25 protein-coding genes are annotated in these 24,400 nt (G+C 59.9%); 16 read left to right on the forward strand and 9 right to left on the reverse strand.

From position 1 onward, the window contains the following. Positions 1-96: 96 nt before the first annotated feature. A complete protein-coding gene (lpdA, locus tag ACR0KJ_RS05605) occupies positions 97-1,491 on the reverse strand; it encodes a dihydrolipoyl dehydrogenase (protein WP_480626144.1) in 1,395 nt (464 codons plus the stop codon). Positions 1,492-1,707: 216 nt separating this feature from the next. Here lpdA and ACR0KJ_RS05610 point away from each other — a divergent pair, with 216 nt between their 5' ends. Continuing rightward, positions 1,708-2,142 carry a hypothetical protein gene (locus ACR0KJ_RS05610; protein WP_480626145.1) on the forward strand — a complete coding sequence of 145 codons (435 nt, stop codon included), beginning with the start codon at positions 1,708-1,710 and terminating at the stop codon, positions 2,140-2,142. Here the strand turns inward: ACR0KJ_RS05610 and ACR0KJ_RS05615 are convergent. The 4 genes from ACR0KJ_RS05615 to ACR0KJ_RS05630 all read right to left on the reverse strand — a co-directional run bounded on the left by ACR0KJ_RS05615 (position 2,139) and on the right by ACR0KJ_RS05630 (position 8,684). Then, positions 2,139-2,714 carry a DUF924 family protein gene (locus tag ACR0KJ_RS05615; RefSeq protein ID WP_480626146.1) on the reverse strand — a complete coding sequence of 192 codons (576 nt, stop codon included), beginning with the start codon at positions 2,712-2,714 and terminating at the stop codon, positions 2,139-2,141. The genes ACR0KJ_RS05610 and ACR0KJ_RS05615 overlap by 4 nt on opposite strands. Before the next feature lie 109 nt (positions 2,715-2,823). Beyond that, positions 2,824-4,095, reverse strand: coding sequence for an MFS transporter (locus ACR0KJ_RS05620; RefSeq protein ID WP_170449962.1), 1,272 nt, complete (start codon positions 4,093-4,095; stop codon positions 2,824-2,826). 113 nt (positions 4,096-4,208) lie between these two features. Beyond that, entirely contained in the window at positions 4,209-5,255 is a 1,047-nt protein-coding gene (queA, locus tag ACR0KJ_RS05625; RefSeq protein WP_480626278.1) for a tRNA preQ1(34) S-adenosylmethionine ribosyltransferase-isomerase QueA, read from the reverse strand. Positions 5,256-5,300: 45 nt separating this feature from the next. Next, the gene (locus tag ACR0KJ_RS05630; RefSeq protein WP_170449960.1) at positions 5,301-8,684 is read right to left on the reverse strand and encodes a YhdP family protein; all 3,384 of its coding nucleotides are present in this window, start codon (positions 8,682-8,684) and stop codon (positions 5,301-5,303) included. A 68-nt stretch (positions 8,685-8,752) separates the two neighbouring features. Here ACR0KJ_RS05630 and ACR0KJ_RS05635 point away from each other — a divergent pair, with 68 nt between their 5' ends. From ACR0KJ_RS05635 to ACR0KJ_RS05665, 7 genes are all read left to right on the forward strand, one after another. After that, positions 8,753-9,214: a peroxiredoxin gene (locus ACR0KJ_RS05635; RefSeq protein WP_170449958.1), complete on the forward strand. Its 462-nt coding sequence runs from the start codon at positions 8,753-8,755 to the stop codon at positions 9,212-9,214. Between the two features lie 87 nt (positions 9,215-9,301). Further along, the gene (locus ACR0KJ_RS05640) at positions 9,302-10,120 is read left to right on the forward strand and encodes a ferritin-like domain-containing protein (protein ID WP_480626279.1); all 819 of its coding nucleotides are present in this window, start codon (positions 9,302-9,304) and stop codon (positions 10,118-10,120) included. 175 nt (positions 10,121-10,295) lie between these two features. Further along, positions 10,296-11,627 carry a DUF5930 domain-containing protein gene (locus ACR0KJ_RS05645; protein WP_170449955.1) on the forward strand — a complete coding sequence of 444 codons (1,332 nt, stop codon included), beginning with the start codon at positions 10,296-10,298 and terminating at the stop codon, positions 11,625-11,627. Then, positions 11,617-12,117 carry a polymer-forming cytoskeletal protein gene (locus ACR0KJ_RS05650; RefSeq protein ID WP_170449953.1) on the forward strand — a complete coding sequence of 167 codons (501 nt, stop codon included), beginning with the start codon at positions 11,617-11,619 and terminating at the stop codon, positions 12,115-12,117. The genes ACR0KJ_RS05645 and ACR0KJ_RS05650 overlap by 11 nt, the downstream gene beginning before the upstream one ends. A gap of 119 nt (positions 12,118-12,236) precedes the next feature. After that, positions 12,237-13,046: a M90 family metallopeptidase gene (locus ACR0KJ_RS05655; protein ID WP_480626147.1), complete on the forward strand. Its 810-nt coding sequence runs from the start codon at positions 12,237-12,239 to the stop codon at positions 13,044-13,046. A 113-nt stretch (positions 13,047-13,159) separates the two neighbouring features. Further along, positions 13,160-13,849 carry an aquaporin Z gene (gene aqpZ / locus ACR0KJ_RS05660; RefSeq protein ID WP_170449949.1) on the forward strand — a complete coding sequence of 230 codons (690 nt, stop codon included), beginning with the start codon at positions 13,160-13,162 and terminating at the stop codon, positions 13,847-13,849. Between the two features lie 147 nt (positions 13,850-13,996). Then, entirely contained in the window at positions 13,997-15,286 is a 1,290-nt protein-coding gene (locus ACR0KJ_RS05665; RefSeq protein ID WP_480626148.1) for a hypothetical protein, read from the forward strand. Positions 15,287-15,332: 46 nt separating this feature from the next. Here the strand turns inward: ACR0KJ_RS05665 and ACR0KJ_RS05670 are convergent, their stop codons facing one another. After that, positions 15,333-15,890 (reverse strand): peptidylprolyl isomerase, encoded by a 558-nt coding sequence (locus ACR0KJ_RS05670; RefSeq protein ID WP_170519324.1) that lies wholly within the window; start codon positions 15,888-15,890, stop codon positions 15,333-15,335. Further along, positions 15,883-16,389, reverse strand: coding sequence for a peptidylprolyl isomerase (locus ACR0KJ_RS05675; RefSeq protein ID WP_170449943.1), 507 nt, complete (start codon positions 16,387-16,389; stop codon positions 15,883-15,885). The genes ACR0KJ_RS05670 and ACR0KJ_RS05675 overlap by 8 nt, the downstream gene beginning before the upstream one ends. Positions 16,390-16,525: 136 nt before the next feature. Between ACR0KJ_RS05675 and ACR0KJ_RS05680 the strand changes: the two genes are divergently transcribed. From ACR0KJ_RS05680 to ACR0KJ_RS05710, 7 genes are all read left to right on the forward strand, one after another. Further along, positions 16,526-17,716 carry a phosphoglycerate kinase gene (locus tag ACR0KJ_RS05680; RefSeq protein WP_480626149.1) on the forward strand — a complete coding sequence of 397 codons (1,191 nt, stop codon included), beginning with the start codon at positions 16,526-16,528 and terminating at the stop codon, positions 17,714-17,716. 148 nt (positions 17,717-17,864) lie between these two features. Further along, positions 17,865-18,164, forward strand: coding sequence for an FtsB family cell division protein (locus tag ACR0KJ_RS05685; RefSeq protein ID WP_480626150.1), 300 nt, complete (start codon positions 17,865-17,867; stop codon positions 18,162-18,164). 169 nt (positions 18,165-18,333) lie between these two features. Continuing rightward, on the forward strand, positions 18,334-19,323 hold the full coding sequence (gene pdhA / locus ACR0KJ_RS05690; protein WP_170449937.1) for a pyruvate dehydrogenase (acetyl-transferring) E1 component subunit alpha: 990 nt from the start codon (positions 18,334-18,336) through the stop codon (positions 19,321-19,323). A 15-nt stretch (positions 19,324-19,338) separates the two neighbouring features. Further along, complete coding sequence (locus tag ACR0KJ_RS05695; RefSeq protein ID WP_480626151.1) at positions 19,339-20,694, forward strand: pyruvate dehydrogenase complex E1 component subunit beta; 1,356 nt, start codon at positions 19,339-19,341, stop codon at positions 20,692-20,694. Between the two features lie 3 nt (positions 20,695-20,697). Beyond that, positions 20,698-21,183, forward strand: a complete 486-nt coding sequence (locus tag ACR0KJ_RS05700; RefSeq protein WP_170449933.1) for a hypothetical protein — start codon at positions 20,698-20,700, stop codon at positions 21,181-21,183. 14 nt (positions 21,184-21,197) lie between these two features. Then, entirely contained in the window at positions 21,198-22,496 is a 1,299-nt protein-coding gene (locus ACR0KJ_RS05705) for a pyruvate dehydrogenase complex dihydrolipoamide acetyltransferase (RefSeq protein WP_170519333.1), read from the forward strand. A 147-nt stretch (positions 22,497-22,643) separates the two neighbouring features. Then, positions 22,644-22,886 carry a hypothetical protein gene (locus ACR0KJ_RS05710; RefSeq protein WP_170519336.1) on the forward strand — a complete coding sequence of 81 codons (243 nt, stop codon included), beginning with the start codon at positions 22,644-22,646 and terminating at the stop codon, positions 22,884-22,886. 3 nt (positions 22,887-22,889) lie between these two features. Here the strand turns inward: ACR0KJ_RS05710 and cysE are convergent, their stop codons facing one another. Continuing rightward, complete coding sequence (gene cysE / locus ACR0KJ_RS05715) at positions 22,890-23,699, reverse strand: serine O-acetyltransferase (protein WP_170449927.1); 810 nt, start codon at positions 23,697-23,699, stop codon at positions 22,890-22,892. Between the two features lie 84 nt (positions 23,700-23,783). On the opposite strand from cysE, the gene ACR0KJ_RS05720 reads away from it, so the two are divergent. Beyond that, entirely contained in the window at positions 23,784-24,122 is a 339-nt protein-coding gene (locus ACR0KJ_RS05720; protein ID WP_170449926.1) for a TraR/DksA C4-type zinc finger protein, read from the forward strand. On the opposite strand, the gene ACR0KJ_RS05725 is transcribed toward ACR0KJ_RS05720, so the two are convergent. After that, entirely contained in the window at positions 24,103-24,399 is a 297-nt protein-coding gene (locus tag ACR0KJ_RS05725; RefSeq protein ID WP_170449923.1) for a DUF7742 family protein, read from the reverse strand. The genes ACR0KJ_RS05720 and ACR0KJ_RS05725 overlap by 20 nt on opposite strands. Position 24,400: the final 1 nt, after the last annotated feature.

A 24,400-nucleotide genomic window follows, 5' to 3' on the forward strand; every position in this document is an offset into this window, starting at 1 on the left:
TTTGGGAACAGAAGAAGTACGGATCCCCTGCTTCTTCTGTTTGAAAATACCTCGGGGGAGTCGCGGCTTGCCGCGGCGGGGGCAGAGCCCCCTTCCTTACATATGGATCACACGCCCGTAGGCATCCAGCACGGCTTCGTGCATCATCTCGGACAGCGTTGGGTGCGGGAAGACGGTGTTCATCAGGTCTTCTTCTGTTGTTTCCAACTGTCGACCAACCACGTAACCTTGGATCAGTTCGGTCACTTCCGCGCCGATCATATGGGCACCCAGAAGCTCTCCGGTTTTGGCATCGAAGACTGTTTTGATCATGCCCTCGGGCTCTCCCAACGCGATGGCCTTGCCGTTGCCGATGAACGGGAAGCGGCCGACTTTGATGTCATAGCCCAGTTCTTTGGCCTTGGCTTCGCTGTAGCCGACCGAAGCAACCTGCGGCTGGCAATAGGTGCAGCCTGCGATGCTTTCGGGTTTGACCGGATGTGCGTGTTTGCCCGCGATAAGGTCCGCGACCATGACGCCCTCGTGGCTTGCCTTATGCGCCAGCCAAGGCGCGCCAGCGATGTCGCCGATGGCATAGAGACCCTCGACCCCCGTGCGGCAATATTCGTCTGTGATCACATGGGTTCGGTCGATTTTGACGCCCAGAGTCTCTAGTCCCAGATTCTCGACATTGCCCACGATACCAACGGCAGAGATCACGGTGTCAAAATCGTGTTTCTCGACCTTACCCTTGACCTCGATATGCGCCGTGACCTTGCCCTTGGCGCGATCCAACTGCTTGACCATCGCCTTTTCCATGATGGTCATGCCTTGCTTGGTGAAGGCTTTCTTGGCGAAGGCGCTGATTTCGGCGTCCTCGACAGGCAGCACGCGGTCCATCACCTCGACCACGGTCGTGTCCGCGCCAAGCGTATTGTAGAAGCTGGCGAATTCGATGCCGATGGCGCCCGACCCAATGACCAGCAGTTTCTCCGGCATCCGGGGCGGTTGCAGCGCGTGTTTGTAGGTCCAGACCAGATCGCCGTCCGCCTCGAGCCCCGGCAGTTCGCGCGCCCGAGCGCCGGTGGCCAGCACGATGTTTTTGGCCGTCAGTTCTTCGGTGCCTTTGTCCGTCTTGACGGTCACTTTGCCCTTGGCGGGGATCGTGGCCTCGCCCATGATCACGGACACTTTGTTTTTCTTCAGCAAGTGCCCGATGCCGCCGGAAAGCTGCCCCGCAACACCGCGCGACCGTTTGACCACCGCATCCAGATCGTAGCCGATCTTGTCCGCTTTCAAGCCGAAATCCTTGGCCCGCTCCATCAGATGGAACACTTCGGACGAGCGCAGCAGCGCCTTGGTCGGGATACAACCCCAGTTCAGGCAGATACCGCCCAGATGCTCACGCTCGACCACAACGGTTTTCAGCCCCAGTTGCGCCGCGCGGATGGCAGCAACATAGCCTCCGGGGCCTGCCCCGATTACGATCAGATCAAAAGATTGTGCTGCCATGTGTCCCTCTCGGCGCAGGTCGGATGAAATTTAGTTTACCATTAAACTATTTTTCAGAACGCATCAACACACCCTACCCGCGACAAAAGCGACGCAGGGTAAACAGTGGCGGGATTGCGCTGTTTTCAGCCTATACCGGCGCCATCCCAAAGGCTAGAAAAGAACAGCCGACAGAGGCGCCGCTTTCCTAATCACAAGTCATTCGAAAGGCTTACCATGGCCAAAACTCTGAAAGATCTATTTCTTGCCCTGCTCAACGCAACATTGATTCTGGTGGCGCTTTGCCTGTTTCTGGGATGGAAGCTGGCCTCGAGCGTCGAGAATGTCACAACCGATTTCGCCGAAACACTGCAGGTTGTGACACCTCTGCGGGACGAAGCACAAGGTATCCGGGGGGAACTGGCGGCTTTGCGCAGCGAGCTTGCAGCCCTGCCAACCGATGGCAGCGTTATCGACATCGCCACGTCGCGCCGGATTAAGACGGCGATGAACCGGCTGAACGCGATCGAGGACAAGCTGCAAACAACTCAGGCCCGGTTCTCTGACCTGGCAGAGCATCCGGATCTGTTGATCGAAAAAGCCATTCAGACCTCGGGCGACGTTGTCGCCGACCGGGTCCTTGCCATCAGGGGATGCGTCCCCGAGACTTAACTCGCCGCCTGAAGCTCGCGCACTGTTGTACCGTAGCCGCCCATGTTGACATATGCTGTCTCATGTTCGGTCGAGTGGCGCGACAGTGCCTCGTTCCGATAGGGGAACCGGCCGAATTTGCGGATCACCTCACGATGGGCCCGAGCATGTAACAGATTGCCCGGGTTGCTGCTGAGGTTCTGGCACATCAGGCGCACACAGCGTTCCTGATCGCACAGGTTTTCCGAATGCATCATGGGCAGATAAAAGAACTGCCGGGCCGGTTCATCGATCCTCATATCCCAACCCTTGTCCACCGCACATTTGGCGGCGGTAAGCGCCGCCTTGTCCGTTGCAAAGGCTTTTGCGCTGCCTCGGAACATGTTGCGTGGAAACTGGTCGGTCAGGATGATGTAGGCCAACACCCCGCTGGGATAGGTCAGCCAAAGAGAGAATGTCCCTTCGGTTGCGGCCTCCCATGTTGTCTGGAAACGGTCCCGGATTTCCACGTCCAACGCGTCATCCTGTAGATACCAACCTTTGGGACCAACTTCATCTAACCAATAACTCAATACGTCTTCAGGCCCTACCATTGCCCTAAACTCCAACTTGTGCCCTCCCCAGGGACGTAACGTCATTTAAGGCTGTTTTACAGAATTGTAACAGTAAAATATTGCAACATTAGCGACATATTTACGTGTCTTAAGCGACTTCCTGCGTATCCTGTTCAGCTTCGGCGGCCTCGATGGCCACCTCTTGTGCCACTTCAAGCGCAACCGGCGACGCGGTGGGATAAAGCGGGGACATGGTGCCGGTTTCGTCGACAGGTACAGTCGGGCGCTGCGTCGTCCGGTAGAGCGCATAGACTGCGGTCATGAACAACAGGGCGGCGATAAACAGGAAGAAGCCCTGCGGTCCGAAAATGGCATCACCCATCAGCCAGCCGGTGATCAGCGGACCGGCAATTGCGCCCAGACCGTTGATGAAGATCAGCCCGCCCGAGGCCGCCGCCATATCCTCATGCTCCAGAAAGTCGTTAGCGTGGGCAATCAGCAGTGAATAGAGCGGATTGGACATGCCGCCGATCAGGAAGGCAGCGCCCAGCAGAACCGGGAATGCCAGACCAAAGATCATTCCAACCACGGCACCGATGCCGCCGCCAGCCGAAACAAGCATGATCAGAACACGGCGATCCATCCGGTCCGAGAACCAGCCCAGCGGATATTGCAGAACCACTGCCCCAATATAGAACGCGGCCACGAAGGATGAGATTTCGACCAATGTCAGCCCGGCGCGTGCGCCATAGACTGGTGCCATCCCGAACTGGGCCGAGAATACGCCGCCCAGCAGGAACATGCCGACGCAGCCCAGGGGCGATTTCCCCATCAACTCGCGCAGGGTCATGGGTTTGGTGGTGTCGAAGGCCGGTGTGGGGGAAATTGACAGCAGAATGGGCGCAAACGAGACCGAAACCAGGATCGAGGCGATGACGAATGTTTCATAGCCCGCCGGATCGCCCAGCAAAACAAGCCCTTGCGCGCTGATGATCCCGGTCATCTGGACGATCATATACAGCGACAGGGCCTGACCACGGTTTTCATTGCTGGCTGCGTTGTTCAGCCAGCTTTCAGCAGTGACATACACACCCGAGAAACAGAACCCGATCACGACGCGGCCCAGAACCCATGCAATCGGGTCGGTCAGCATCGGATACATGATCATCACGGCCGAGATGAATGAGGCCAGCGCGGCAAAAACTCGGACATGCCCGACCCTGCGGATCATCTCGGGCGTCAGGCGCGATCCGCCCAGGAACCCAAGGAAATACGCCGACATCACAAAGGACATCTGAAGTGTCGAGAACCCTTCGATCTCGCCACGAACGCCCAGGATGGTGCCCTGCAGGCCGTTGCCGATCATCAAAAGACCCATTCCGAGCAACAGCGCCCACGCGCTGGACAGGACCTGAAACATTGGGGCCTCCGATGAAATGCCGTTCTTAACTTAGATTCGTTGGTGCGATCAAAAAACGCTCTGGTCGCGCTTGTCTACGACTTTCCTGTCGTTTGCGGCCCGAAACGCGTCCTTCACGGGATCAAAAGCGACGAGTCACCATATGAGAAGAAGCGATATTTCTGTGCAATGGCATGGGCATACACCTCGCGCATCCGGTCCTGGCCCATCAGGGCTGAGACCAGCATCAGCAGGGTGGATTTTGGCAGGTGGAAGTTGGTCATCAGCGCGTCGGTGACGTGGAATTGGAAACCGGGGTAGATAAAAATATCGGTCTCGCCTTCCCATGCCTGGATCTCACCACCCCGCGCGGCGCTTTCTATCAGACGCAGCGCGGTGGTGCCTACGGGGATGACACGCCCGCCTGCGGCTTTGGTGGCACGAATCTCGGCGGCGGCGGTGTCGCTGACCCTGCCCCATTCGGCATGCATCTTGTGGGTGGTCACGTCTTCGACCTTCACAGGCAGGAAAGTGCCCGCGCCGACATGCAGGGTCACATGGCTGAATTCGATACCGCGTTCCTTCAGCGCCTGCATCAGCGGTTCGTCGAAATGCAGCGAAGCCGTCGGGGCGGCAACCGCGCCTGAATTCCGCGCCCAGATGGTTTGGTAATCGGTCTTGTCCTGCTCGTCCGCAGGGCGTTTGGCGGCGATGTAGGGCGGCAAGGGCATTGCACCGGCCTGTTCCAGCGCGGTGTCGAAATCCTCGCCCGTCAGGTTGAACCGCAGATAGGCTTGCCCGTCTTCCACGCGGTCCAATGTTGCGGTCAGATCGTCCGAGAAGATGATCTCTTCCCCCGGTTTGACCTTTTTCAGCCGCTTGATCAAAGCGGCCCAACTGCCATCGGCTTGCGGGTCCAGCAAGGTGGCCTCAATCGCGGCCGACACAGGGCCCTGTGCGCTGTCACGATGACGCCTGCCGCTGAGTCTTGCCGGGATCACCCGCGTATCGTTCAGCACCAGCCGATCACCGGGTTGCAGCCAGTCGGGCAGATCGAACACATGGCTGTCCGAAACCGCATCCCCCCGCGCCACCAGCAGACGCGCCGAGGATCGCGGATTGGCGGGCCGCGTTGCAATCAGGTCTTCGGGCAGGTGGAAATCAAAATCGCTGAGTTTCATGGCCGCGCCATACAAGGCCAAAACAGATTCGGCCATATCCCCGGATCAGTTGTCCCTTGGCGGTGATCCATAGGTGCGTTTCACCTCATCGGGTTTCTGAGGCTGGGAATTTGGCCCGTCGGACACCCTGGGTGCCGGTGGGCGCAGCAGGTCACGTAAGAACAAGGGTGCCAGCCCTGACAGCGGGTTCACCGATACTTTCGGCGCGCTCAGCGGTCCGGTCAGCCTGTAGTTAAAGCCGATCACGCCTTCGCCTTTGCGCGTCAGAACACTGCCAATTGCATTCACAAGATAGATCGGAGAGATCGCGCCGCGCAGGTCCAGCATACCGTTGACGGTATCGATGGTGCCATCAAACGACAGGCCCATGGACGGGCCAACGGCACTGCCGCTTAGCACCTTGATGTCCGTTGGTGTCAGCCGCATGCGGCTGTCGATGGACGAAAAGAAGATGCCCTGCCCCGCCATCTCATCCAGCAGGCCAACAAGGCTGATGGCGTTCAACAGGGCCGCCATGGCGGGCGCGTCGGTAATGCGAGTGTTCACGATCTTGACGATCACATCATAACTGCCGGGGGCCGCCACCGGCTCAAGCTGCAAGTCAAGATCGCCGCCGCGCGCCTGCGTCAGCACCCCGGCTGATCGCAGCACCGCCCCCGCGTCCTTTGACGTCAGGCTGACCGCACTGCGGTTGCTGCGCGGTGTCACCTGCCCTCGCACAGCGGCCCCGCCATTGACGGCAGCCGTGAAACCGCCGGTGACACCGCCTGTGGTCTGGAAGTTCCCCTTGAAACCGGTCAGCGCCACGGTCTCGGTCACTTGCAGCCGATCCAGCGTTACATCCAGCTTTGGCCCCGGACCGCCACCGCCCGAACCTCCGCCCTCGCCAAAGGTTGCATCGCCCATATTCATGACACCGCCCAGAACGCGAATATCCGGCACCGCCCCGCCCCGGCTGATCAGTTCCGCCGGAACGGCCAGCCAATTGCCCAGATCGAACGAGCTAAAGCGGACGCGGTCAAATTCACCGTCTTCGCGGAACGAGATTGAGGCATTGGTACGCAATCCCGCCGCATCTACACGCAGGGAGTCGACGCTCAGCTGGTCGCCCAACGTGACGTCGGCAATCAAAGTACCGGTGCTGTTCGCGCCTTTGCGCCAACCCAGTTCGGGGATGGCAAGCACGACCCCGGACAGATCCGATGTCGCCAACAGCTTGGGCGGCTCGCCTGCACCGATACCCAGACTGATGTCCGCCGTGCCCTGCCCGGTCAGCATACCGTCCGGCAGGGCCGCGTTGATCTCTTGCATCAGTCGGGGGGACAGTTCGATCTGGCCCGTCAGCTCGCTGCGCTGCGCGGTTTTTCCGTCGATCGGCTGGCGCCACGCGGCCTGAATCGGAACGTCGCCGAAATTGCCCTGACCAGCGATCTCAACTCCGGTCTGATCTCCGCTTAGATCCAGCAGATCGGCGCTGACGGAAAATCCGGGGACAAGCCTGTCGCTGCTGAGATTCCCCAGATCGCCGTCAAAGTGGAACTGCGTGTCCTGAAACTGAAGCTCTTTCTTCATCGGCAGTGACAAAGTACCCGCCAGCGCGACGGTCCCATCCGCCAGATCAACCGGCAGCCCGGCCTTGCTGAGCAATGACAACGGCGGCCGGTCCAGCAAGGACAATGCTGCCGTGACACTGCCCAACGCCTTGATCCGTGCAATCGCCGGCGAGGATTTCTTGATGCTTGTATCCGGAATGATAAAGGACGTCCCAGAGGCATCCACCTCACCGCCCGCATCCGCGATCACAATCCCGCGCTGCGCCGTCGCGGTGAAGCGGCGATCTATCAGGCTGGCTTGCCCTTGCGCGTTTTCGATGGGCGGCAGGGTTTTGACAAAGCGGATCGTTGCATCCTCGAACCCGAAATCCAGATAGAGATCCGGCTTGGACCCGGGCCGCAGACGCAGCGCAAAATCCATGTCCGACAGCAGGCCCTGATACAGGTTCTTTGTCACCCACTCCCGCGGCTTGGGGGCCAGACGTTCGGGCCAGTAGCTTAGCACCTCATCCGAGGTCATGCGATCCAGATGCGCGTCCAGATCGACCGACCACCCGTCAGGCAGGCCCACAAGATCACCGGATGCGCGCACCCGGTGATCCCCATCTTCGATGGTCATCTGACCAAGACGCAGATGAAACGGCGCGAAGGTCATCTTGAAATCCAGATCGGCCTGCCGCAGCTTCAGCGCCTCGGGGAACAGGTCTGCCGGGTTGGCGTCGATGCCGGTCAGGCGCAACTGCGCGTCGAGGCTGTCGAGGGTGCCGTTTTCCACCCCTTGCAGAAACGCCTTCCCTTCCGCCTGGACCGAGCCCCAGGCGGACACTACTGAAACTTCGTTAAAATCAATCTGATGCCCGACGGGGTTGTAGGTGAAATAGGTGCGGGCCGAGTCGAAGGGAACGGGCCGTGTCTCGGGGTTGGGTTGTACTGCCCCGGCCCCAAGGTTGAGCGTGGCAAACAGCGGCCCAACCGCGCCTTCGCCGTCAATACTGCCGCGCAGCGCGCCGGAGATTGGCGTGCGAAGCACCTGCAACCACGCCAACGCCGGGCTTTGGCCATAGACATCTTCGGCCGGCAGATCGGTGATTGAAACGCCGAACCGCGCCTCGGGTGTGCCCAGAACGCTGGTATAGTTCGCCTCGATCCCGCTGACATAATCGCGCCCCGACAGAACCGAGAAGCCCGTCGCCAGCCGCATCTCATTGTCGTTCCGGGTCAGTTGGATGTGGCCACCATCCAGCACCCAGGACCGCCCCAGCCGCAGATCGCGGTAATCCAGTGTGATCGCGTCCAGCTGCACCGAGGTCAGCGCCGATAACATGGGCGACAGGAACACCTGGTCCGAGGATTCGATCAACTGCGCCAGGTTTGGTGCTTCCTGCACAGGAGAGCTGTCGGTTCCTACCGTCAGTGTCAGCGCGCCATCCATCCCTCGGGTCAGTGCGATCTGGGCGCCGCTCAGCATGATGCGTTTGGGGCGCACGTTGCCGCGCAGCAACGGGCGCATGGCCAGGCTGGCCCGCATATCCGACACCTGTGCGATCTGCTGGCCCGCCGCATCGCTGATGCTGACATCGGTCAGGCGCAGGCGGGGTCGCCATCCTTCGTGGATGATAAAGCTGACATCCCCGAACCGGATTTGCAGACCGCCCAAGGTCTGTTCCAGCCGCGCCTCGACCCGGTCGCGCACCCATGCCGGGGCGTGCATACGTTGGCCGATCATCATGAACCCGACCACCACTGCCAGCACCACAAGCAGAATGGTGCCCCGCATCGCCCAAAGGCCTGCCGTCCGTCGGCGCGAGCGGCGGCGTGGGGTGCGTTCCGGCGGATCGCCCCCTTGCTGTTCCTGCTGCGCCAATTTGCTGTTCACGCCTTTTAACCCGCTGGTATCGCCCTATGATCTCGGGCAGCCTTTAAAAACCTTTAGCGGAGTTTCCAATGCCCGACATTTCAGACATGGCCCCCGATTTCACCCTGCCGCGCGACGGCGGTGGCGAGGTGAGCCTTTCGGACCTGCGCGGCAGTACCGTCGTTCTGTTCTTCTATCCTCGGGATGATACGCCGGGCTGCACCAAGGAATCCATCGGTTTCTCGGAACAACTACAGGCCTTTGCGGATGCAGGCGCTCAAGTTTTCGGCATCTCGCGCGACAGCGTGGCCAAGCATGGCAAGTTCGTCGCCAAACACGGCCTGACCACACCGCTACTGTCCGACGAGAACTCGACCGTGTGCGAGGATTATGGCGTCTGGGTCGAGAAGAACATGTATGGGCGCAAATCGATGGGGATCGAACGGTCTACCTTCATCATCGACGGCGAAGGTCGCATCGCGCAGATCTGGCGCAAGGTCAAAGTGCCCGGCCATGTCGAGGCCGTGTTGGAGGCCGTTAAGGCGATGTAAGTCCCTCGACCCCGGCGGCCATCCGGTTTATGTCGCAGCCTTGCAATCAACAGGCGGAGCGCACCCGTGCCCAAAACACTGACCCAGATGGCCACCGAGGTTCTGACCACAGCGGACGGGCGGGCGAAAACCGCCCTGTCCGAACGCCATGCCGCCGCCTGGTTTGCCGCCCGCAAGGGTGAGGGCGAGCCGATTGAGATCGGCACCGCAACGCCACCGCTGCAACCCTCACGCCCCGACAAACCCGAATTGCTGTCGCCCCGCGAGGTTCCAAAGCGCAAACCGGGGACCGAGGCCGGGCGGATCGCCCTGTTGCATGCGGTTGCCCATATCGAGCTGAACGCCGTCGACCTCCATTGGGACATCATCGCGCGCTTTGGCCATGTTCCCATGCCCATCGGCTTTTACGACGATTGGGTCAAATGCGCCGAAGAAGAGTCGCGCCATTTCGAGATGGTTTGTGATTGTCTGGAACAGATGGGCAGCCATTACGGCGCCCTGCCCGCCCATGCAGGCATGTGGCGCGCTGCCGAAGACACCGCCGAGGACCTGATGGGGCGTCTGGCCGTAGTGCCCATGGTGCTTGAAGCGCGCGGGCTGGACGTGACGCCGGGCATGATCGACATCTTCCGCAAGGCCAAAGCCGAACAGGCCATCGCGGCGTTAGAGCTGATCTATGCCGAAGAGGTGGGCCATGTCGCCTACGGCTCGAAATGGTTTCATTTCCTCTGCGGGCGCGAGAATGCCGACCCCAAGGACGTGTTCCATACGCTTGTGAGGCGTTACTTCCACGGCGTGCTGAAACCGCCCTTTAACGAGGAAAAACGCGCCGAGGCCGGGTTGCCGCCCGATTTCTACTGGCCGCTGACCGAAGACCTGCCCTTGCCGGGCGCTGTCTCAAAGTGATCCTTGCCGGTTAATTTCGGCAAAATCCCGCCGATCACGTGGGGTAAAATTGCGAGGTTTGTGGCAAATTGGTCAACAAACTTGCCGCATGGCCACGACCCGTTTATGCAATCGCCCCAAGGGACGGCTACTGCACCACGACCGGTCCCGATCTTGGGGATGAGAGGTAAGACGCGTGCGAACACGTCTGGCAATTAAGTTTCACTCGTGGCTTGAACGCCGCTTCCCGGAACGCCGGGTTTTTCTGAAATCTGATCAAGACACGCGGTTCATCCGGCTTAGCTCGGAAACGCAGGTAGCTGCTGTTGCCGGTGTGGCCGTGATGGTGGGCTGGACGACGGTTGCCACCGCGATCCTGCTGATGGACAGCATCGGATCCGGCAATTTCCGCGAGCAGGCAAAACGCGATCAGGCGACTTATCAGGAACGTCTGAACATTCTGTCCACAGAACGCGATTCTCGCGCGCAGGAAGCACTGGCCGCACATGAACGGTTCAATGCGGCGCTCGAACAGATCTCGGCCATGCAGTCCGAATTGCTGGCCTCGGAAAACCGCAGGCGCGAGTTGGAAACCGGGATCGAAGTCATCCAGACCACCCTGCGCGCGACCATGAAACAGCGCGAAGAGGTTCGGACCGAGCTGGCCAACCTGCAACAGGGTGCTGACGGTTCAGACATGTATATGGCGGCGGTCGCCAACCCCGCGCAGATGGAATTCATGACCGAGGCACTGGCGCGCACAGCGGAGGAACGCGATCAGATCGCCACCGATGCGCAGGATGCCCTGGATCAGCGCGACGAGCTGGAGCTGGAAATCCAGCTGATGCAGGAACGTAGCGACGAGATCTTCCGCCAGTTGGAAGAGGCCATGGTAATCTCGGTCGAGCCGCTGGACAAAATGTTCCGTCAGGCAGGCATGCCCACAGATCGTATCATCGAAGAGGTCCGGCGCGGATATAGCGGTATGGGCGGTCCGCTGACCCCTTTATCCTTCAGCAGCCGCGGCACTGAAGAAGAGCTGACGGCTGACGAAATCCGGGCCAACAAACTGCTGCAACAGATGGATCAACTGAACCTGTACCGTCTGGCTGCGGAAAAAGCGCCCTTTGCCAATCCGGTGCATTCCGCCGTGCGTTTCACCAGCGGCTTCGGCACCCGCCGCGATCCCAAAAGCGGCGGTCGGCGGATGCATAATGGCGTTGATTTTGCCGGGCCTCAGGGCACCGACATCTTTGCAACCGCTGATGGAGTGGTCACCCACGCAGGCTGGCAATCCGGGTTTGGCCGCCTTGTGAAGATCAAGCATGCCTTCGGGATTGAGACACTTTACGCTCATAACACCAAGATCAACGTAAAGGTTGGCCAAAGGGTCTCGCGCGGGGATCATATTGCTGATATGGGTAGCACCGGACGGTCCACCGGCACGCATTTGCACTATGAGGTGCGCGTGAACGGAAAACCCGTGAACCCAATGACTTACATCAAGGCTGCGAGAAATGTTTTCTAAGAGCAAAATCAACGAGCCCGCATCCAAGGATTCTGAGGCGGCGAAACCTGCTGCTCCGGCGACTCCGGCGGCCCCTGCACCATCCGAGCCCAAGGCCAGCACCACGCCCAAGCCCAAGCCGCCCGCGTCGGTTCTGTCCTCGGACCTGCACATCACCGGTAACATCAAGACAACCGGCGACATTCAGGTTGAAGGCACCGTCGAAGGCGACATCCGCGCGCATCTTCTGACCATCGGTGAAACCGCCACCATCAAGGGTGAAGTCACCGCCGACGACGTTGTGGTCAATGGCCGTATCGTGGGCCGCGTGCGTGGCCTGAAGGTCCGCCTGACCTCGACCGCGCGGGTTGAAGGCGACATCATCCACAAGACCATCGCCATCGAAAGCGGCGCGCATTTCGAAGGCTCGGTCCAGCGTCAGGACGATCCGCTGAACCCGGGTCGCAGCGCGAAATCCGGCGGCAACCCTGCGGCGGAAGTCAAGCAGTAAGCCATTCGCCGAATAGAATTCGAAAACGCCGCGGGACCTTCCTGCGGCGTTTTTCTTTTGGGCCTGCGACGGGCCGTTTTGCGTTTCCCGTCAGGCGGGAACTGGCTTAGGCTCGGGCCATGTTCATGTTTCTAAGCGTTGTTGCCCTGATCGCTGCTGTCGTTGCCTACTACCTGTGGTCGCGCAGACAGGCGCGCGCGCAGTTGCTGGCAACGCCGCTGACTGCGTCTCAGCGCCAGACGATTGAGACGATGGTGCCAATTGTCGAACGCCTGCCGTCCGAGCTGCGCGCCAAGCTTGAAGGCAAGATGAACCTGTTTCAGAACCAGGTCAGCTTCTATGGCTGTGACGGGCTGGAAGTGACCGAAGATATGCGGTTGTCGATTTCCGTTCAGGCCTGCCTGCTGGTCGTGAACACCGATATGTGGTTCGACAACCTGACCACCATTCTGATCTACCCGAACGCCTTCAAATCCCGCCAACAACGGCGCAGCGGCTATGTGGTGACCGAGAAAGAGATCGTGCGCACCGGGGAAAGCTGGAACCGGGGGCCGGTTATCCTGTCCTGGGCGCACAGCCAGCAAGGCGCGTTGAACGACCATGACGGGCATAACGTCGTCTTTCACGAATTCGCGCATCAGATTGACGACCTGTCAGGCGGCACGGATGGCGTGCCGGTTCTGAGCCGAGGACAAAGCTATGCCGACTGGGAACGCGTTTTTGTATCCGCCTATGACGCCCATGTCCGCGCCGTCGAAACCTGGCAACCAACTGTCATAGACCCATACGGAGCAGAAGGCCATGAAGAGTTCTTTGCCGTCTCGGTCGAGGTTTTCTTCGAACGACCGCGGGCGCTGAAATCCAGCAATCCAGACGTCTATGACCAACTGTCCCAACTGTTTCATCTGGACCCGGTCAGCTGGAATTAGCCAAACCTGCCGCGTTTGACGAAAGCCGGGAAAAACTCCCCTTTCTCAAAAAAATTAACAAATGGCATTTCCTGAATTAGACTAAAAACCATTGGTTTAACGGAGGAGTTTCCATGTCATCCAAATTGATGGCCGAGTTTATCGGCACATTCTGGCTGGTGCTGGGCGGTTGCGGCAGTGCGGTTCTGGCGGCGGGTGTTGCCGATGTCGGGATCGGCTGGCTGGGCGTGTCCTTTGCCTTTGGCCTGACGGTTCTGACCATGGCCTATGCGGTCGGTCCGATCTCGGGCGGGCATTTCAACCCGGCTGTCAGCCTTGGCCTGATGATCGGCGGGCGGTTCGACGCCAAGGATCTGATCCCCTATTGGATCGCTCAGGTCGCCGGGGCCATTGTTGCAGCCGTTGTTCTTTATGTGATTGTCAGCGGCGCGCCCGGGTTTGAGGGTGTGGGCGGATTCGCCTCGAACGGGTATGGCGAGGCGTCGCCGGAAGGTTATTCGATGATGTCTGCGCTGGTGATCGAGATCGTGATGACCGCGTTCTTCCTGCTGATCATCCTCGGCGCGACGTCCGACAAAGCGCCTGCTGGCTTTGCGCCCATCGCCATTGGTCTGGGCCTGACCCTGATCCACCTGATCTCGATCCCGGTGACCAACACGTCGGTCAACCCGGCGCGGTCGACCGGGGTTGCTCTGTTTGCCGATGGCCCTGCCCTTGCACAGCTTTGGTTGTTCTGGGTCGCGCCACTGATCGGCGGAGCCATTGGCGCGTTGATCTGGAAGGCAATGGCGTCCGACGACTGAACCCCTTCACGGCGCGGCCAAAAGGGTCGCGCCGGTTGAACTGCGGCAAGACACAGGTCTGCGCAGAATTCTTGTACCCGGAACTGGCTGGTTGAATTTCGCCCAAAAGCGGCGAAAACTCCGCCTTATGTGTATGAGAGATTTTTCATGACCTCCGGAACCGGTTTCAAACGCCCTGTCTCGGCTATTCCGGTGACACCCGGATGGATTGCGATGCTGGGCATTCCGATCCTGCATTACCTCTGGCCTGACATGCCGGGTGTGTCTGACCGGGATCAAACGGTTTTGTTTGCCCTGACGATCTTTGGGCTGATGGCTGCGGCTGAATTCGCCATTTGCAAGCTGCACCGGATGCCCGGCAGCGGGCTGGTCTACAAACCGCAGAATTTCCGTGACCCCGCCTATATTCGGGCTTACCAGATCAAGCTGGTGGGATTGGCAACCAGCGCCGCGCTACTGGCCCTGGTCTATTGGTCCGCCGACCTGTACCACGGCGACTGGTACTGGCCCTTCTTTTCCCTGCTTGCCGACTATTGGTGGCTGATCCTGACCGTCGTTCTAAGCGTCGTCACATCCGTCCATTTCATGATGCGCCACCCCCGCGACGGCATGTGGCATCTGGGCCGGGTTGTCCTGACGCTTGGGCAAGAGTCGCTGCACGCGCGCGGTCTCAAGGTGTACATGCTGGGCCTGTTGGTCAAAGGCTTCTTTCTGCCGCTAATGTTCTGCTATCTGGTCTATGACTGGAGCTTTTTTCAGTCGCGATCGCTATGGGAGGCCACAACCTTTCCCGAGGTCTATGAATACCTCTACCGGTTTTCCTTCTTCCTTGACCTGACCATCGTGGTGATCGGATACGCCACGGCCACGCGGCTGTTGATGTCCCATATCCGGTGGACAGAAACGACCGTCAGCGGCTGGCTGGTCTGCGTGCTGTGTTATTCGCCCTTCTGGCAGGTGCTGTCGCGCGAGTACTTCAATTATGTGCAGGACGGGTTCGCCTGGGGCGCGTGGCTGTGGGATTACCCGGTCATTTATACGATCTGGGGCTGTACGATCCTGTTCTGCCTGTTCATCTATACTCTGGCCTCAGCACGAATGGGGCTGCGGTTTTCGAACCTCACCTATCGCGGTCTGGCCTGCGATTTCCCCTATAACATCACCAAACACCCCGCCTATATCAGCAAGAACCTCAGCTGGTGGATGGTATCGATCCCGTTCATCGCGGTGGATTTCTGGACCGGAGTGGCCAATTGCGTGGCGCTGTTGGGCATCAACGTCATCTATTTCCTGCGCGCCTGGCATGAGGAACGGTGCTTGTCTCAGGCACCGTCGTACCGGGCCTATCAGCGGCATGTGAATGAATACGGGATGCTGGCGCGGATCCGGCAGGTGGTTCTGCCGACCCCGCCGCGCACTTCGGAAAAGGTGAACTGATCCGATACGGGTACCCCGGCGCAGTCATCCACGCCGGAGTACAGGTTTATTCGGTGACCGTGACGGTTTTCATGACGTCAGGCTGGCCTGTGACCGCCCCGGTCTGAGAGTGGCCGCGTTTGATCGCGTCGACCACCTCCATCCCTTCGGTGACCTGACCGACGACGGTGTACTGACCATCCAGAAACGGGCCCGGATCGAACATGATGAAAAACTGCGAGTTCGCGCTGTCCGGATCGTTTGACCGCGCCATGCCAACGATACCGCGATCAAAGGTGCGGTCCGAAAACTCGGCAGGCAGATCAGGACGGTCCGAGCCGCCACGACCGGCATAGCGCATATCAAAGGACGCGTCCGACTGGTCGCCGTACTGAACATCCCCGGTCTGGGCCATGAATCCGTCGATCACGCGGTGGAACACGACACCGTCATATTGGCCTTCGCTGGCCAGGGCGGTGATCTGTTCGACATGCTGGGGCGCCAGATCTTCGAACAGGTCGATGGTGATGGTGCCGTTGGCCCCTTCTCCTTCGACCTCGATCTGAAGCCCCGTGGCCAGCGCCGGGCTGGCCAGCAGGGCAAAAGCGGCGGCCAGCTTACGCATCTGCGGCCACTTTCACGCTGATCATGCGATCGGGGCTTGCAGGCGGCTCGCCACGAGTGATGGCGTCCACATGCTCCATACCTTCGATGACGCGGCCATAAACGGTGTATTGACCGTTCAGGAAGTGGTTGTCCTTGAAGTTGATGAAGAATTGCGAGTTGGCCGAGTCCGGGTTCTGCGAGCGCGCCGCGCCCAGCGTCCCGCGATCATGCGGCAGCTTCGAGAATTCCGCCGGAACGTTCGGCAGCGACGATCCACCGGTGCCCGCCATGCGCAGGTTGAACCCGTCTTCCATGTCGCCATGCTGCACGTCGCCGGTTTGCGCCATGAAGCCGTCGATCACACGGTGGAAGGCCACGTTGTCATACTCGCCCCCACGGGCCAGTTCCTTCATCCGCGCGCTGTGCTGCGGGGCCACATCGGGCAGCAGCTCGATCACGACATTGCCGTCTTTTAGCTCGATGATGATGGTGTTTTCGGGATCCTTGATTTCGGCCATCTGGCCCTCCTGTCGTTTTGTCTTGCGCAAATACCTATGCGCCGGGCGCGTGAATGCCAAGTGACGCATTGACCTGAGGGCAAAATGAAGGAAAAGAACCGCCTAAATCGGTATCAAACTCACGAAGGATTGCACGATGGGCTGGAAAACGCTGGACGACATGGACCTGAACGGCAAACGCGTCTTGGTGCGCGTGGACATCAACGTGCCCGTCGTGGACGGCGTTGTCACCGACGCCACGCGCATCGAACGGATCGTGCCCACCGTCCGCGACATTCTGGCCGCCGGCGGTAAACCGATCCTGCTGGCGCATTTCGGGCGTCCGGGCGGTGAGCGGCGCGAGAACCTGTCGCTAAAGCAGTTGGTCCCGACATTGGAAAGCGCCTTTGGCACCCCGGTCCTGTTTGCCGCCGATTGCGTCGGAGCCGAGGCTGAACTGGCCGCAGATGCGCTGCAACCGGGTCAGGTGCTGCTGCTGGAAAACACCCGCTTTCATGCAGCCGAGACCAAGAATGACGCCGATCTGGCCGCAGGTATGGCCAAGCTGGGCGATGTCTATTGCAACGACGCGTTTTCAGCCGCGCACCGCGCCCACAGCTCGACCGAGGCACTGGCCCGCCTTCTGCCCGCCTGCGCAGGCCGTTTGATGCAAGCTGAGCTACTGGCTTTGGAGGGCGCTCTGGGTGCCCCAAAACGCCCCGTGACCGCAGTTGTGGGCGGCGCGAAAGTGTCGACCAAGTTGGAACTGCTGGGCAATTTGATCGACAAGGTGGATTACCTGGTGATCGGCGGCGGCATGGCCAACACCTTCCTTGTCGCCAAGGGGATCAGCGTCGGCAAATCGCTGGCCGAGCGTGAGATGAAGGACACCGCTGCCGAGATCTTGGCCAAGGCCGAAACCTCGGGCTGCACTATTGTCCTGCCCACCGATATTGTTGTGGCCGAAAACTTTGCGGCAAATGCCCCGCATCAGGTGCTTCCCGCCGATCACTGCCCTGACGAGGGCATGATCCTTGACGCAGGCCCCGAAAGCGTCGCCGCGATCTCTGAGATTTTCGCAAAAAGCCAGACGCTGATCTGGAACGGCCCGCTGGGTGCGTTCGAACTGGAACCGTTTGACGCGGCCACCAATGCCGCCGCGCTGAAAGCCGCGGCGCTGACACGGTCCGGGCAACTGGTCTCGGTCGCGGGTGGCGGTGACACGGTTGCGGCGCTGAATGCCTCGGGCGCTGCGCATGACTTCTCGTATATCTCGACAGCAGGCGGCGCGTTCCTTGAGTGGATGGAAGGCAAAACCCTGCCCGGCGTCGCAGCACTGGATCAGTGACGCAGGCCTGCGCGGCGAGACATTCTGACTCAGGCTGACATTTTTGCGAATCAGGGGATTCACATCGCGAATCACCTGTGACATAGTGCTGGCAGAGGTTCGAAAAGGACCCGTTATTGAGGCAAGTTTTCATACGGCGGTAAACAGAGTGTCCCGTTCCAATCGCCCCGGTTTGGGCTCAGTTGCTTTCTTCTCGGTGGCTTTCATGCTGGGTGTCTATTTCACCTTTGCCGCCGTGCAGGGTGACTATGGCCTGTTCCGACGGGTCGAGATTGCGGCGGAACGGGACGCTCTGTCGCGCGATCTGGCCAATTTGGATGCCGAGATCACGGAATTGGAGAACCTGACCCGCAGGCTATCGGATACCTATCTGGATCTGGACCTTCTGGATCAGCAGGCCCGCTCGGTTCTGGGCATGATCCGCGCCGATGAGATTGTGATCCGGTAAGCCGACCCGCGCCCTCTGCCCCATATATTTCCGAAAACCTATCATCACGTGCCAGCCGGATTCCGCGTCTGGCGACGCTGCGTCACATTTGCACTCGCCAGACCGTCGCAAATGCTCTAAAAGATAGTTTAACGCTAAACTATCTGTCCGAAAGGGGGAGATCGCCACGATGGCTGCGCGAAAAACCACAAAGAAACCAAATGTTTCTGCGGAAGAGCTTAAAACCTACTACCGCGAAATGCTGCTGATCCGCCGATTCGAAGAAAAGGCTGGCCAGCTTTATGGCATGGGTCTGATCGGTGGGTTCTGCCACCTGTATATCGGTCAGGAAGCGGTGGTTGTTGGCCTCGAGGCGGCGGCACAGGACGGTGACAAACGCATCACCTCGTATCGCGATCACGGCCATATGCTGGCCTGCGGCATGGATCCGGGTGGTGTGATGGCCGAACTGACCGGGCGCGAAGGCGGCTTGTCCAAGGGCAAAGGCGGCTCGATGCACATGTTCTCGAAAGAGAAGCATTTCTATGGCGGCCACGGCATCGTCGGTGCGCAGGTTCCGCTTGGGGCCGGTCTGGCCTTTGCGGACAAGTACAAAGAAAACGGCGGTGTCACCTTCACCTATTTCGGGGACGGTGCGGCAAACCAGGGACAGGTCTATGAGACCTTCAACATGGCCGCACTATGGGACCTGCCCGTGGTGTTCGTGATCGAGAACAACCAATACGCCATGGGTACCGCTCAGGCGCGGTCGACCTCGACCAAGGACATCTATCACCGGGGCGAGGCGTTCGGCATTCCCGGCGAGATCGTCAACGGCATGGACGTGCTGGCCGTCAAGGAAGCCGGTGAAAAAGCCGTGGCTCACTGCCGTTCGGGCAAGGGCCCTTACATCCTTGAGGTCAAGACCTACCGCTATCGCGGCCACTCGATGTCCGACCCGGCCAAGTACCGGACCCGGGAAGAGGTTCAAAAGGTGCGCGAACAAAGCGACCCGATCGAGCACGTGCGTGAGCTGCTGCTGTCCGGCAAACACGCCTCCGAGGATGACCTGAAAGCGATCGACAAGGAAATCAAAGAGATCGTTAATCAGGCCGCCGAATTCTCGAAAGAAAGCCCCGAGCCTTCCGTAGAAGAGCTCTGGACCGATATTTACGCCTGAGAGGACGACTAAGACATGGCAACCGAAATTCTCATGCCCGCCCTTTCGCCCACGATGGAAGAGGGCACGCTGGCCAAATGGCTGGTCAAGGAAGGCGACACCGTATCCTCGGGCGACATCATGGCCGAGATTGAAACCGACAAGGCGACGATGGAGTTCGAAGCAGTCGATGAAGGTATCGTCGGCAAAATCCTGATCGCCGAAGGCACCGAAGGGGTCAAGGTAAACACCCCCATCGCGATCCTTGTTGAGGAAGGCGAAGACGCCTCCGCCCTGCCCGCGGCTGCGCCCGCAGCCGCAGCGGTGGCCGAGGCCGCCCCTGTGGCGGTTGAGGCCCCCGCTCCTGCCCCGGTGGTCGATCTGTCCCCCGACTGGCCCGCCGATGCCGAAATGAAGTCCGAAACCGTGCGCGAAGCCCTTCGGGACGCCATGGCCGAGGAAATGCGCAACGACCAGGACGTCTTCCTGATGGGCGAGGAAGTCGCCGAGTATCAGGGCGCGTACAAAATCTCCCAGGGCCTTCTGGACGAATTCGGCTCCAAACGCGTGATCGACACCCCGATCACCGAACATGGCTTTGCCGGTATCGCGGTCGGTTCGGCCTTTGGTAGTCTGAAACCGATTGTCGAGTTCATGACCTTCAACTTCGCCATGCAGGCGATTGACCAGATCATCAACTCTGCCGCCAAGACGCTGTATATGTCCGGTGGTCAGATGGGCTGCCCCATCGTGTTCCGAGGGCCCAACGGTGCCGCCGCCCGCGTGGCCGCGCAGCACTCTCAGGACTACGCGGCATGGTACATGCAGATCCCCGGCCTGAAAGTCGTCATGCCTTATTCCGCAGCTGACGCCAAAGGCCTGCTGAAATCGGCGATCCGCGACCCCAACCCGGTGATCTTCCTTGAAAACGAAATCCTCTACGGCCGGTCCTTCGACATGCCGCAAGTGGATGACCTGACCATCCCACTGGGCAAGGCGCGCATCTGGCGCGAGGGCTCGGACGTGACCATCGTCAGCTTTGGCATCGGCATGCAATACGCGCTGGAAGCCGCCGACAAGCTGGCCGAAGACGGCATCAGCGCCGAAGTGATCGACCTGCGCACCATCCGCCCGATGGACACCGGCGCGATCATCAACTCGGTGATGAAAACCAACCGTCTGGTCACGGTCGAAGAAGGCTGGCCGCAAGGCTCGGTCGGCAGTTACATCAGCTCGGTGGTGATGCAGGAAGCGTTCGATTACCTCGACGCACCGGTCATCAACTGCACCGGCAAGGATGTTCCGATGCCTTATGCGGCGAACCTTGAAAAGCTGGCGTTGGTGACCACGGATGAGGTCATCGCGGCGGTCAAACAAGTGACCTACCGATAGGCAATGACCCCCGGGAACGTACATAATCCTGCGGGCGTGGACTGGCTTTTCGAAAGCCTCGTCTCGGCGCGCAAGGACAATAACCGCAACCTTCTTTATGTTTGTGCGGCGTTCCTGTTGGTCTCCTTTGTCAGCATCGCGTTCAATCTGGATGCCTTCGACCAGCTTCAGTTCGATCTGCTGTCGGTCGAAGGCAGTCTGACAAGCGCCTGGCCTATCCGGGCCATGCTGTGTGTCGCCTGTGTCGTGTCCTATGCCTCGGTCATTTACATCGTGCTCGAACAGCAGCGCCTGCAGCTGGGCATGGATTATCTGGCCGCCATCGAACACAGCGACGCAGCCGCCCTGGGCCAGTTCACCGAATGGCTTGAACAGAACCATCCGCGCGTCTCCAAGGCGCGCTCTGTGGTCGTGGGGGTGTTCGTCACCTTCTGCGCGGCCATTCTCCTGATCGATATCGCAACGCTGATCTACTCATTTTCGAAGTAAGAGGACATGAAGACATGCCCACCGAAATTCTGATGCCCGCCCTTTCGCCCACGATGGAGGAAGGCACGCTTGCCAAATGGCTGGTTAAAGAGGGCGACACTGTCTCTTCCGGCGACTTGCTGGCCGAGATCGAAACCGACAAGGCCACGATGGAGTTTGAGGCCGTTGACGAAGGCACCATCGGCAAGATCCTGATCGCCGAAGGCACCGAAGGCGTCAAGGTCAACACCGCCATTGCAGTCCTGCTGGAAGATGGCGAAAGCGCTGATGATATCGCGGCCACACCTGCCAAGGCTCCTGAGGCGGCCCCAGCCGCCGCGGGTAACGAGGCTGCCGCGCCAGCGGCATCCGAGGCACCCGCCCCTGCCCCGGCGGCCCCGGTCAAGGCAGATGGTGGACGGATCTTTGCCTCGCCGCTGGCCCGTCGCATCGCCGCGCAAAAAGGTCTTGACCTCGCGCGGATCACTGGGTCCGGCCCGCATGGTCGTATCGTCAAGGCCGACGTCGAAGGCGCAACCGCAACGGCCCCTGCCGCTGCCCCGGCATCCGCCGCAGCGGCTCCGGCGGCTGCTGCCCCGGCTGGCCCATCGGCAGATGCTGTCGCCCGGATGTACGAAACTCGCGAGTACGAGGAAATCAAACTCGACGGGATGCGCAAAACCATCGCCGCGCGCCTGTCCGAGGCCAAGCAGACCATCCCGCATTTCTACCTGCGCCGTGACATCAAGCTGGACGCCTTGCTGAAATTCCGCAGCCAGTTGAACAAGCAGTTGGAAGGCCGTGGCGTGAAGCTGAGCGTCAATGACTTCATTATCAAGGCCGTCGCCAACGCACTGCAACAGGTTCCGGCCTGCAATGCGGTTTGGGCGGGCGATCGGGTTCTGCAATTGAAACCCTCGGACGTGGCTGTCGCCGTCGCCATCGAAGGCGGGTTGTTCACTCCGGTTCTGCAGGATGCCGACACCAAATCACTCTCGGCCCTTTCGACCGAGATGAAAGACCTTGCTGGTCGCGCGCGCGAGCGCAAGCTGGCCCCGCACGAATATCAGGGTGGCACGTTTGCAATCTCGAACCTGGGCATGTTTGGCATCGACAATTTCGACGCCATCGTGAACCCGCCGCATGCGGGCATTCTGGCTGTTGGTTCAGGCGTCAAGAAACCGGTTGTGGGCGATGACGGAGAACTGGCCGTTGCCACCGTCATGTCCGTTACCATGTCGGTCGATCACCGCGTTATCGACGGCGCGCTTGGGGCGGAACTGCTGCAGGCCATCGTCGACAATTTGGAAAACCCGATGGTCATGCTGGCCTGAACGAAATTCTCCCGCCGGGTCCAAGCCCGGCGGGAATTTTTGCGATCACCGCCATGATGTGAGCGGGCGTGATCGCCCGGGCAATTGCCTAACACCCGATCCCATACCACCTTGGATGCATAGACAACCCAGATGCACAGGTGCGCCATGGCTTTCGGAACTACCACAAAAACCCTGTTACTGGTCGCGCTGACGGCGACCGCGCTGCCCGCTGCGGCCATTGCCAAGCCCAACAGTTATCCGGGTGAGAATTCAAAGTTCAAATCCAGCGACCCCGCCGTGATCGCCCAGCAAAAAGCCGAGCAGAAACAGCGCTTTGAAGAGCGGAAAAAACGGCGTGAGGAAAGACGGTTCAAGCGGTTGAACCGAAAGAAGAACCGCTTGAACTGATCCTTACTGGTCCTTGCCCAGCATGTGATCCATCGAGATCGAGGGCTGATCGCATCCGGCCTCGCCCACGATCTTAGCGGGAATACCGGCCACGGTTTTGCACGATGGCACGGGTTGCAGAACCACGGACCCGGCCGCGATACGGCTGCAATGGCCGACCTCGATATTGCCCAGAACCTTGGCCCCGGCACCGATCAGAACACCGTTCCCGATCTTGGGATGGCGCTGTTCCTCTTCCTTGCCGGTCCCGCCCAACGTCACCGAATGCAGCATCGAGACATTGTCGCCCACAACCGCAGTTTCGCCGATCACGATAGAATGGGCGTGGTCGATCATGATGCCCTTGCCGATCTTGGCAGCCGGGTGAATGTCGATCCCGAAAATCTCGGACGAGCGCATCTGGAAGAAATAGGCCAGATCGTGCCGGCCCTTGGTCCACAGCCAATGTGCAACCCGGTAGGCCTGCATAGCCTGATAGCCCTTGAAATACAGAATCGGCTGTAACAGGCGGTGGCACGCCGGATCGCGTTCATAAACGGCCATCAAATCGGCCCGCGCCGCTTCGACCAGGCTTGGATCGTCGGCATAGGCCTCATCCACGATCTCGCGCAGGACCATCATCGACATCTCGTTCGAGCACAGCTTGGCCGAAACCCGATAGGACAAAGCCCGGTCAAGGCTGCGATGGTGCAGGATACAGGCATGCACCAGCCCGCCCATCAGCGGCTCTTGCTCCACCGCTTCGGTGGCTTCCGAGGTGATGCGATCCCAAACCGGGTCGACTTGTGTCACATGGCTGCGCTTTCTGAACATAGCTTTTGATCCTTTGCTGCGCCTAGAATGCCATTTAGTGGCAAAAACACCAAACGCAAACCCGTGAACTGCATCGCAACGAAAATGAATGAGTCCCAGCGCCGTTATTTCGAGACACAAATTCGCGAGCGATTGGCCGAATTGGCGGCACTTTCTGCCTCGGGGCAGCAGGCACAGGCTGTAGTGGAATTGGATCAGCAAGCGGTTGGACGGCTCAGCCGCATGGATGCGCTGCAATATCAGGCCATGGCCAAGGCGCAGCAGGCCAACCGGGATATTGAAGCCCACCGCCTGAACGCCGCCTTGCAACGTCTTGAGGACGGTGAATACGGCTATTGCGAGGATTGTGGCGAGCGGATTCCCGATGGCCGTCTGAAGCTGGATCTGGCGGCCAGTAAATGCGTCAGTTGCGCGTCCGGCTGATGTGAAAACGGATCAACTGTCGCAGAACCATCTCAAAACACTGGCAATATTGCACATCGTCAAACCCCGGCTCATCCGCCAGAACCCGTGTACGCGCCGCGGCCATAAGCGAGCCGTTGCCATATAGAGGATGCAGACGCCCGGTTTTCTGAACATGGGCGTCGGCCAGTTCCGCCTCGGTAATCATCTGCACGCACAGGCGCTTGCGGCTAAGGCGCGGCGCGGCCAGCAAGGCCCGCGCCGCCGAACTGAGATCGCCGTGAAGAACCGGACGCATG

This window comes from Ruegeria sp. AD6 (genome assembly GCF_056542325.1).